Genomic DNA, 11,874 nt, shown 5'->3' with positions numbered 1-11,874 from the left:
CCTTTTGCAGAATAAAGATACCCCTCTCTAATTCAAAATCACTTTCTGCATATCCCAAAAAACAAGATATATTATACAATCTTAATACTATATTAGGTCTCTACTTCAATATTCATCTTAATGAACAGAATCAAAGAAGTACTGACCGAAAAAGGTATAAAGCAGACTTGGCTTGCCGAACGCATTGGCAAAAGCTACAACATGGTCAATTCCTACGCCCAAAACAGGCAACAGCCAAGACTTGAAGTGCTGATGGATATTGCTGTGGCACTGGATATTGACGTGAAAGAACTTTTAGTATCTAACAAAAAATCATAATGGCGATTAAGAAATCAGAGCTGTACAGCAGCTTATGGAAAAGCTGTGACGAGCTTAGGGGTGGTATGGACGCTTCGCAGTACAAAGACTACGTGCTGACGTTGCTGTTCATCAAATATGTATCCGACAAGTACGCAGGGAAAGCCGATGGGCTGATTGAGATACCAGAAGGTGCCAGCTTCCAGGACATGGTCAAGCTGAAAGGTGATAAAGAAATCGGTGATAAAATCAACAAGAAAATCATCAAGCCGCTGGCGGAGGCGAACGGGTTAACGGGAACGATTGACCTGACCGACTTCAATGATGATGATAAGCTGGGTAGCGGGAAGGACAAGGTAGACAAGCTTTCCTCCTTAATATCCATTTTCGAAAATGAAGGGCTGAACTTCAAAAACAACAGGGCTGAGGATGATGATATCCTGGGGGATGCCTATGAGTTTCTGATGCGCCATTTCGCCACTGAGTCTGGCAAGTCAAAAGGACAATTCTACACTCCTGCCGAAGTATCCAGGGTGTTGGCGAACATCATTGAGGTGGACAAGGCGACCAGCCCCTCCTTCTCAGTGTATGACCCAACTTGTGGTTCAGGCTCGCTTTTGCTGAAGGTAGTGCAGGAATCACCTAAGGGCTTGAGCGTATATGGTCAAGAAATGGACAATGCCACCAAAGCGTTGGCGGTGATGAACATGTGGCTGCACAACCACCCAGAGGCTTCCATTGAGAAAGGAAATACCATCTCTACACCCAAGTTCAAAGAGAAAGATGGCTCGCTCAAACGTTTTGATTATGTGGTAGCCAACCCTCCTTTCTCTACCAAGAGTTGGAGCAACGGCATCTCCCCTATGGATGATGAATTCCAGCGCTTCAAAGAGTACGGTGTACCACCAGACAAAAACGGTGACTATGCTTTTTTGCTGCACATTGTGGCGTCTATGAAAAGCACAGGCAAGGCTGCGGTTATCCTGCCGCACGGGGTGCTGTTCAGGGGCAATGCAGAGGCGACCATCCGTAAGAATCTGATTATGCGCAAGTACATCAAAGGCATCATAGGTTTACCTGCCAACATGTTTTACGGCACGGGTATACCTGCCTGTATCATTGTGTTGGACAAAGAGGGTGCTGACACCCGTGAAGGAATCTTCATGATTGATGCCAGCAAAGGCTTTATCAAAGACGGTAACAAGAACAGGCTCCGTGAGCAGGATGTACACAACATCGTGGATGCCTTCAAGAAAAACACCACGGTTGAAAAATATGCCCGCTTCGTGCCGTTTGCCGAGATACAGGCGAATGAGTTCAACCTGAACATCCCTCGATATATTGACACGCAGGAAGCCGAAGACATCCATGACTTGGATGCGCACCTGAACGGTGGGATTCCGAATGCAGACATTGATTCACTGAACAGCTTTTGGGAAGTGTATCCATCGCTGAAGGCTGAGATATACGCTCCGTTGCGTGATGGTTACAGCCAACTCAACATTGATGCAACGGAGATAAAAGAAACTATTTTCTCTCACCCAGAATTCAAGGATTTCAGCCAGGAAATGGAAACGGTGTTCCATACATGGGTAGAGAAGAACAAGCCTGTACTGTTGGGTATAGATGAAAACACAAAGCCTAAGGCACTCATTTACCAAGTGGCGGAATCTCTGTTGGAAGAATATACCAACAAGCCTCTGGTGAACAAATATGTCATTTACCAGCATCTTATGAACTACTGGAATGATACCATGAAGGATGATGCCTACCTGATTGTGGAAGAAGGCTGGGTAGCAAAACTGCGTGTGGTGAATCCAGGCAAAAAGTACCCTATTCTTGACAGTGACCTTGTGCCGAAACCGCTGGTGGTCAACCGCTACTTCGCAGAAGAGTGGCAAGCCATTCAGCAACAGGAAACCGAACTGGAAAACCTGCAAAACGTGTTCAATACGGTTGTAGAAGACAACAGCGGGGAAGATGGCATTTTTGAGGATGCTGAAGGCGGCAAGGTAAACAAAGCTGAGCTTGGCAGCAAGCTGGAAGAGTATGAGAACCTGGCTTTCGCTGCCCATTTCAAAGATTCATATGCTGACTATCAGGAAACAATAGCGGCATTGGAGCAATGCGAAACCAATCTCACTAACCTTGAGCAAGGAGAAGCTACTGCCAGTTATTTCGACAAGTGTCTGAATGCCAAAGGCAAGTTAGCAAAGGGCGGTATAGAATTAAGATTGGTTGAATTGCAAAAGCTGCAAGCAGCATCCCCTTCTAACACTAACGGACAGACTGGATTGTTTCACACCAATACTGTTGCCGTAACATCAACGCCTAATGCATTGATAGTAGAGGTTAATTGCTTAACTAAGTACTTAGCGAAAGTGTCTGAACAAACGCATTTGAAGAAAGTCGCTAAAACACAAAGGCAAAATCTTATCTCTGAGCTTTACACAAAGCTTTCTCTGGGTCAGCAAGGAGAATACTTATCTGAGATAAGAACGATACAGACTTTAATAAGGCAACTGGAAGCTATGGGTCACGCAGCCAACAGCATAAAGAATGCATACAAGACACTGGAAGAAATGGTGTTACTAAAGTATAAGCAACTGACTCCTGATGAAGTGAAAGTGCTGGTGGTGGATGATAAGTGGCTGGCTACACTCCATGCTACTGTACAAGTTGAAGTTGATGATATCTCTCATAACCTGACAAACAGAATCAAAGAACTGGCTGAGCGCTATGACATCACATTAAGCGAAATAGACAGTATAGTTTCTGAATTAACAACTAATGTTAATGCCCACCTTCAAAAAATGGGATTTGTATGCAGTTATTAGAAGATATAAAAACTAAAATAAAGGTAAACAATGGCTTCAAAGAAACGGAAGTCGGTGTTATACCGCAAGACTGGGAAGTTGTTCGGTTAAAAAACTTGATTGCTGATAGCCCAACTTATGGTATCAATGCACCAGCAGTTGAATTCAGCGAAAGTCTACCTCAATATCTTAGAATAACTGACATTTCTGATTCAGGAGAGTACATCCATTCTGGCAAAGCATCTGTGAATAATCCAGATTGGAAGAGGTATATATTAAAAGAAGGTGAAATTGTATTTGCAAGAACAGGGGCAAGTGTAGGAAAATCCTACCATTATAATCCAAAAGATGGAATTTTAGTGTATGCAGGCTTCCTTATAAAAATTACACCTGATACTACTGTAATAGATTCAAGATACTTAGCTGCATTTCTTCAAACTAAAGTATATTGGAATTGGGTCGCAGTTATGTCCATGCGAAGTGGACAACCTGGTATAAACGGCATTGAATATGGCAGTTTATTTATTCCAATTCCACCAACACTCGCAGAGCAAAAAGCCATTGCAAAATCGCTAACCGATGTAGATGCTTTAGTCAGCAACTTAGATAAGCTTATTACCAAAAAGGAAGCTATCAAACAAGGTGCGATGCAGCAACTGCTTATATCTCCAAAGCAAGGCGGTAATCGGTTATCTGGTTTTGAGGGTGAGTGGGAAGAAAAGAACTTCATTCATGTAGTATCAAAATATATTGATTACAGAGGAAGAACTCCTAAAAAGTTAAACATGGATTGGGGCGGTGGTGAAATTCCTGCTTTATCTGCAAACAATGTTCAAATGGGCAGAATTGATTTCAATAAAGAATGCTACTATGGAAGTGAAGCTCTTTATGGCAGATGGATGGAACAAGGCTCTTGTAAAAAGGGAGATGTTCTTTTAACAATGGAAGCTCCATTGGGCAACGTTGCGCAAATACCCGATAATAGAAAGTATATCTTAAGCCAAAGGGTTGTGTTAATTAAAACCAACAATTTAGTAGATGATAATTTCCTTTATCACTATATGATTTCCGATGCTTTCCAAAATGAGTTACAGCTAAATGCTACTGGTTCGACCGCTCAAGGAATCCAAAGAAAGCGGCTGGATAAAATAAAAATTTCTTTTCCTAAAAACATAAGGGAGCAACAGTCAATTGCTGCAATCTTATCTGATATGGATGCCGAAATTAAAAACCTACAAAAGAAGAAAGCTAAGTATCAGAGCATTAAGCAGGGTATGATGCAGGAACTGTTAACAGGAAAAACCAGACTGGTATGAGCAACCATGTGGGTAAACCAGAGAAAGAAACCCAAGACCGTATATTAGCACTGTTTCAGCAGGGGCTTGGCTACACCTATTTAGGTGATTGGGAAAAGGAAGAGCGCACACAACCCATAGAAACGGGGTTGCTGTTCAATTTCCTAACGATGCAGCAGGGCTATTCGGCTACGTTGGCAAACAAAGCCATAGACATCTTTACCAAAGCCGCCTCAGACCTTACAAACGGTTTGTATACTGCCAATAAAGAAGTCTACACCATGCTACGGTATGGTGTATCCGCCAAAGAGGAAGTAGGCAAAAACAAGGATACGGTTTGGTTAATCAACTGGAAAGAACCACACAAGAACCATTTTGCCATTGCCGAAGAGGTAACGGTGAAAGGCAAGCATAATAAACGACCAGATATCGTTATCTACGTCAACGGCATTGCACTTGGCGTGCTGGAACTGAAGCGCAGCAAGTGCGGTGTCACGCAGGGTATACGCCAGAACCTTGACAATCAGAAGCCCGAGTTCATTCAGCGTTTCTTCACCACCATGCAGTTGGTGCTGGCGGGTAATGATACGCAGGGGTTGCGCTACGGCACCATAGAAACACCAGAGAAATACTACCTAAGCTGGAAAGAGGAAAGCGACAAGCAGTATGATTACCTGCTGGACAAACATCTATCGGTGCTATGCGCAAAGGAACGACTGTTAGAACTGATTCACGACTTCGTGGTGTTCGATGGCGGCATAAAAAAACTTTGCCGCCCCAACCAATTTTTCGGCATAAAAGCTGCGCAACAGCACGTGCATGAACGAGAAGGCGGTATCATCTGGCACACGCAGGGCAGCGGCAAGAGCCTTACCATGGTATGGCTCACCAAGTGGATTCGGGAGAACGTAAAGGACAGCCGTGTGCTTATCATCACCGACCGAGACGAGTTGGACGACCAGATACAGAAGCTCTTTCTGGGGGTGGACGAGAACATCTACCGCACCACCAGCGGCAAAGACCTGCTCCGTGTGCTGAACGAAAAGGAACCATGGCTAATCTGTAGCCTGGTGCATAAGTTCGGTCGGCAGTCAGAAGAAGGTGACATCAACTCCTACATCGAGGAACTTAAACAAAACTTAGCGCAGGACTTCAAAGCCAAAGGCGATGTCTACGTGTTCGTAGATGAATGCCATCGCACACAATCGGGTAAGCTGCATGATGCCATGAAAGCCATACTTCCTGATGCCATGTTCATCGGTTTCACGGGTACTCCCCTGCTCAGAAAAGACAAGCAGAGAAGCATTGAGATATTCGGTCCCTACATCGGCAACCCATACAAGTTTGATGAAGCCGTAGAGGATGGTGTGGTACTGGACTTGCTGTACGAAGCCCGTGACGTGGAGCAGTTCGTGACCGACCAGCAAAGCATAGACGAGTGGTTTGACGCAGAAACCAAAGGCTTGACTGATGTTGCAAAGGTGGAGCTAAAAAAGAAGTGGGGTACTATGCAAAAGGTGCTTGGCTCCAAGTCAAGGCTTGAAAGAATAGTATATGACATCGTCAAAGACTTTAAAACAAAACCACGCCTTAATAGCGGTGAAGGCAATGCCATGCTGGTATCTGGCAGCATCTACCAAGCATGCAAGTACTATGAACTGTTCCAGAGCGTGGGCTTCAAAGAGTGCGCCATCATCACCTCCTATAATCCCACGGCAGCCGATATAAAAGGCGAAGAAACGGGCGAAGGCTCCCCTACCGACAAGCTGTTGCAATACGAAGTCTACCAGAAAATGCTTAACGGTAAGGCACCAGATGTATTTGAGGACGAGGTTAAAACTAAGTTCAAGAAAGAACCTGCAAAGATGAAGCTGCTCATTGTGGTTGATAAATTGCTGACAGGTTTTGATGCACCGTCAGCCTCCTATCTCTACATTGACAAGAGCATGCAAGACCACGGCTTGTTCCAAGCCATCTGTAGGGTGAACAGAGTCGATACAGAAGATAAGGACTACGGTTACATCATTGACTACAAAGACCTGTTCAAGAGCCTTAAAAAGTCCATCAAAGACTATACCTCGGGTGCATTGGATGATTATGATTCAGATGATGTGAAAGGTTTGCTGGTTGACCGTCTGGAAAAAAGCCGAGAAGACTTGGACACTGCCTTGGAGGCGGTTAAAGCCATGTGTGAACCCGTTTTCCCGAAAGACGAGCCGACCTTCATCCGTTTCTTCTGCGGCAACACCGAGAACCGAGATGATTTAAGGAATACCGAAGAAAAGCGTGTTGCTCTCTATAAAGCCACTGCCACGCTGATGCGAGCCTATGTAAACATCGCTAATGAGATGGAGAAGGCAGGCTACACAGCAGAGCAAGCGCATAAAATCAGGGAGGATGTAAAATACTACTCTGACCTGCGGGATACCATCAAGAACGCCAGCGGTGATTACTTAGACATGAAACGCTTTGAGCCAGGAATGCGCCAGTTGATGGACATGTACCTGTCCGCCAACAGCAGCAAGAAGATATCTGACTTCGAAAACAAATCGCTGGTGCAGCTTATCCTTCAGGTGAACGAGGATGAAGGTGAGTACAAGAAAAATGATAAGAAGAAGCAGGAAGCGATGGCGGAAACCATCGAGAACAACATGCGGAAGGCGATTATCGAGAAGTCTGATGCGAACCCAAAATATTATGAGAAGATGTCAGCATTGCTGGATGAACTCATAAAGCAAAGGAAAGAAGCAGTCATTGCCTACAAAGAATATCTTGAAAAGATAGCTAAGCTGGCGGGGCAAGTGGAGCAATCTTCTAAGGGTTCTGACTACCCTTCTTCCCTTACTACCAATGCCAAACGTGCTTTGTACGATAACCTGGACAAAGACGAAGTACTGGCTCTGGCGGTGGACAGTGTGATTCAGGCTAACAAACTTGATGATTGGCGAGAACACTTCATGAAAGAAAAGAAGCTGATGCTGGCAGTAAAGGCAATACTTAAGGATGAAGAGAAGACGAAGGCACTAATGGAAATCATCAAAGCACAGAATGAGTACTAATCAGGAAACGATTCAGATAGCAAACATAGAGGTAGACATAATACGAAAAGAAATAAAGAACATGCACTTGGCGGTTTACCCGCCAACAGGTAGGGTTCGATTGGCAGCACCATCGCATACAGACAGTGAGGTTATCAGGCTCTTTGCCATTTCCAAGCTCGGCTGGATAAAGAAGCATATCAAAAACTTCCAGAATCAAGAACGGGAGACACTAAGGGAGTACATCTCTGGCGAGAGCCATTACCTTTTCGGCCAGCGTTACCTACTGAACGTGATTGAACGAGATGGTTTTAACAAGGTAGAGTTCAAGAATAACCGCCAAATCAACCTTTATGTAAGACCTGGGTCAAGCCGAGAAGAGAAGGCCAAGGTGCTGAAAGAGTGGTATCGCAAGCAATTGAAGGCTAATGTTCCTGAGCTTATGGAGAAGTGGGAAAAGGCGATTGGCGTGAAAGCCAATAGTTGGGGTGTTAAGCAGATGAAGACCAAGTGGGGAGCCTGCAACATCGACGACAAGCGTATCTGGTTGAACCTTCAGTTGGCTAAGAAGCCCAAATCCTGCCTGGAATACATCATCGTCCATGAACTGGTGCATCTATTGGAACGCCACCATAACAACCAGTTCATGGCTTATATGAACCAATTCATGCCCAACTGGCGGCAGCACCGAGATGAACTGAACCGTTTACCTGTGTCGCATAGTGATTGGGGTTATTAATTTACCTTGCTTTCACTTAGAACTAACAGCAATTAAAGCTTACTATAAGACAAACTTCTATTCAATTAGCCATGACCGTTTTCCGTGCAGGATATTATGTTGACGAACTTAATGAACGGCTACGTCAAATAGTAGGCGATGATATTCTAAGCAAGTTCTATGCAGATTACCAATACTTCACTATATCTAATCTACCCGATTTTATCAACTATGATGATGCAGCGCCCTTATTGAAAGTAGCTTGGAACATCATAACCAGAGGTATACCAGCAAGAGCTTCTATAAGTCTAAGTACATCAATTGCAGAGACCCACTTCCAGGGAGCTTTCTTAGGATTTCAAAAAGATAGAGGAATAATATCAGCTAAGTTTGATGATTCTTTCTTTGAAAATTTAGAGAAAGTGACTGCATGTCATCTTCTAACCCATTTTAACACATATTCAAAAGAAGATGTTGTTGAACTCGGCTCAAAATACTTGGCTCTATATCAAGTATTAACAGACCTCATTGTTGCCGCCCAGATACAAACTACCATTTTATTAGCACTTCTTGATGGTGAGTATGATAGAGTAGTAAATGTCCAAATAAAAGGCATTCAACCATATCTATCTAATGCAATCACTAAAGACTTAAACGACTTATTTACAGCACTCAATTCGCTGGCACACACAAACGAAGCTAAAATACCATTGATTGAGCCAGGTGCTGGTGCAATACTTATTAGCACAAATGCAGAAGATAAAGCTTGTAAAGTGGTTACCAGCTTTGTTGCCCATGACACAGAAAAGGATTATCATGATAAGGTACTAACAGATAGGCGGATTAATTATGCTGCCTTAGGTAAAGTAATAGAGCAGGAAGTTGACAGTAAATACACACAGCACTTTCAATATAAAACCAAAAAGCAGGAAAATGGACTGTTATACTTCCTGAATAACATATTCAGGAAAACCAATTTTAGGGCAGGTCAGGAAGCCATTATCAACAGAGCTATTCAGGGTAAAGATGTAATTGGGCTACTTCCAACTGGTGGTGGTAAATCCCTTACTTACCAAATCTGTGCTATACTGCACCCTGGGGTCACCATTGTCGTTGACCCAATCAATTCTTTGATGAAAGACCAATATGATAAGCTGAATGAGAACGGCATTACAAAAACAGCCTATATCAACTCTTTCAATACTAAGGACGAAAGACAGAAGAACATTGAAATGCTTACTGAAAGTAAATTTTTGATTCTTTTCGTCTCACCTGAACGCTTTCAGATTGAGGTATTTAGAAATTCACTATACAGCTGCAAAAATAACGGAGTGTATTACAGTTATGCTGTAATTGATGAAGCGCATTGCGTATCAGAATGGGGTCATGATTTTAGACATACCTATTTAAAACTCGCCCAAAACCTTAAAAGATTTTGTATATCCAAAAGCGGCAATCTGACGCTATACGGATTAACCGCAACGGCTTCTTTCGATGTGTTGGCGGATGTGCAAAGAGAGTTGGATATATCAGAAAATGCCATAGTTAGCTTGCCAGCGGAAGCTATTGATAGAAAGGAACTGAACTTTGAAATACTAAAAGTAGATTCTCCTATTCACGAGGATATGGAGTACTGGCAACGTGAAAAAGCGTTAGGTGAACTAAAGTATCCTATCATCAAGAGAACTATAGAACAGCTACCCGAAAAGATAAAGAAGCATGAAAATGCTTATGGATATTTTGAGCCAAAGGAAAATTTCTTCCATTTATCAAATGACAGATACCAGAATGCTGGGGTAATCTTCTGCCCAACCAAATCTAATAAGCTCGCTAATGGTGTTATTTCTCTTAACGATTACCTTAAGAAATTCACCTATTTAAAAACAGGTACCTTCTTTGGTGGCTCGGATGATGATACCATTAAGGATAGCCGCATAGAGAGTCAAGCAGAACTGTCTTACCAGAACCAGGATGATTTCATCAGGAACAAGTCAAATCTGATGATAGCTACCAAAGCCTTTGGCATGGGTATAGACAAACCCAACATAAGGTATTCAATCCATTACTCCTTCCCTAATTCGGTTGAAAGCTTCTACCAGGAAGCAGGCAGAGCAGGAAGAGATGGATACCCATCTATCTGTTCTATTGTATACCACCCTTCTGACATCCAAACCAATTACGACTTCTACCGAAACGCTTTCAAAGGGGTTGAACGAGAAAAGCAAATCATAAATGAACTGTTAGAAGAAGTTAAATATGAAGACAACTTTTATGTGAATGTTCTAAAGCGGCAGGTTCAGGATAAGTTTCCAGAAGTTGGTTCTATGAAGCTTTACAAAGACAGGTATATCTATGTTAATGGCCCATGGAAAGATGACCAGTCTAAAAGAATCACGATTGGGAATATTGATTTGGAAAGAGCTTTAAAAAGCTATCCTGACGCAGTAAAAAACTTTGATATTAGCAAGGCAAATGAAATTTTGGATTTTGCTAAAAGCATAATTCAAAAGGAAGTACCTAATAGAAACTACTTTGAGTGGTTGAACACAAAATCTACTGATGGCATTAAAACACTTTTGCAAAGTGAGCAAAAGGAAAGTTACAGTCTTAAAATAGGCTTTGCAAATGACACCATCACCAAAATGAAAGATGTGCTGGTAGGTGTTGGCTATAAAGAATTTGAAGAAGTGATTATAAGGGCTGCTTATAATTTCAGTTCAAGCGAATTCGACTTCATAGAAAACTTGAGGTATCAGTATGGAAAGTTTACTGCTTTCACCCAAGAGTTAAGTCTTAACCCAAATACTATTAGCTATTTAAAGGACAACTACTACAACATCAGGAACTCTGCTGATACACAAAGAGCTATTTACAGGTTGTCATTGGCTGGTATCATAGATGATTATGTCATTGATTATGTAGGTAGTTTTATAGAAGTAAGATTTAAAGCCAAGACCGAGAATGAGTACAAGAAACATTTTAGGACTTATTTAAAACGGTATTTGGGCAATCAATCTACAAATGAGTGGATGGCGAAAGTGGAGGACAGTGAAGAAGACTCAATTTTAGAAAAGGTACTTTACACTTTGATAGAATTTATTGACAAAGTCATTTCTGAAAAGAGAAAGCTTTCGATAGATTATATGCAAGGGTTGTGTAACATTGGCTTTGAGCAAGGAGATAAAGCTTTCAGAGATAATATTATCTACTACTTCACATCTAAGTATGCCAGAATAGACTTTTTACCAAAGGATACTGATGGTGGAAAATTGGAAAGTACAGCGATTGTAAGGAAATACTTAGATTATATTTCAGAACCACCAGATGGGCTTGGCGGTGAGATTGATAATGCTAAGCACCTACGTGGAGCATGCGCAAACCTTCGTATTTCAATGACAGAAGAAAATGCCAGTATAGACTTACTTACATCTTACAGTCTGTTTGCTTTAGATACTAAAGAGACTGATTCTATTGAGATGTCAAATACCCGCCCATTGGTAAGTCAAGCCATCCAGCTTTACAGAAAGGGATTCAAAAGATTGCTGCAAATTGAAGATTGGGCATCTGTTAAGCACCTAATTCAAATTTTCAATAACAAAGTATTGGACATAAATCCTGCCATCCAACCACTTATAGCACCGTTAACAGACGAATTGCTACTTAACAGAACTGTTTTTAGACTAAATTCATATTTAAACAAAATATCCTGA

6 protein-coding genes are annotated in these 11,874 nt (G+C 42.2%); all 6 read left to right on the top strand.

Translation table 11 applies throughout. From position 1 onward, the window contains the following. Window positions 1-120 precede the first annotated feature (120 nt). A complete protein-coding gene (locus FOA19_RS20375; protein WP_149092676.1) occupies window positions 121-318 on the top strand; it encodes a helix-turn-helix domain-containing protein in 198 nt (65 codons plus the stop codon). After that, entirely contained in the window at window positions 318-3,134 is a 2,817-nt protein-coding gene (locus FOA19_RS20370; protein ID WP_149092675.1) for a type I restriction-modification system subunit M, read from the top strand. Before FOA19_RS20375 ends, FOA19_RS20370 begins: the two co-directional genes overlap by 1 nt. Then, window positions 3,122-4,429 (top strand): restriction endonuclease subunit S, encoded by a 1,308-nt coding sequence (locus FOA19_RS20365; protein WP_149092674.1) that lies wholly within the window; start codon window positions 3,122-3,124, stop codon window positions 4,427-4,429. The genes FOA19_RS20370 and FOA19_RS20365 overlap by 13 nt, the downstream gene beginning before the upstream one ends. Continuing rightward, entirely contained in the window at window positions 4,426-7,467 is a 3,042-nt protein-coding gene (locus FOA19_RS20360) for a type I restriction endonuclease subunit R (protein ID WP_149092673.1), read from the top strand. Before FOA19_RS20365 ends, FOA19_RS20360 begins: the two co-directional genes overlap by 4 nt. Next, window positions 7,457-8,185 (top strand): M48 family metallopeptidase, encoded by a 729-nt coding sequence (locus tag FOA19_RS20355; RefSeq protein WP_149092672.1) that lies wholly within the window; start codon window positions 7,457-7,459, stop codon window positions 8,183-8,185. Before FOA19_RS20360 ends, FOA19_RS20355 begins: the two co-directional genes overlap by 11 nt. A 71-nt stretch (window positions 8,186-8,256) precedes the next feature. Beyond that, window positions 8,257-11,874, top strand: a complete 3,618-nt coding sequence (locus tag FOA19_RS20350) for a DEAD/DEAH box helicase (RefSeq protein ID WP_149092671.1) — start codon at window positions 8,257-8,259, stop codon at window positions 11,872-11,874.

This window comes from Rufibacter hautae, from assembly GCF_008271695.1.
GTDB classification, from domain to species: Bacteria; Bacteroidota; Bacteroidia; order Cytophagales; family Hymenobacteraceae; genus Nibribacter; species Nibribacter hautae.
Note: the sequence above shows the minus strand (reverse complement) of the source record. Positions and strands in the feature narration are given on the sequence as shown.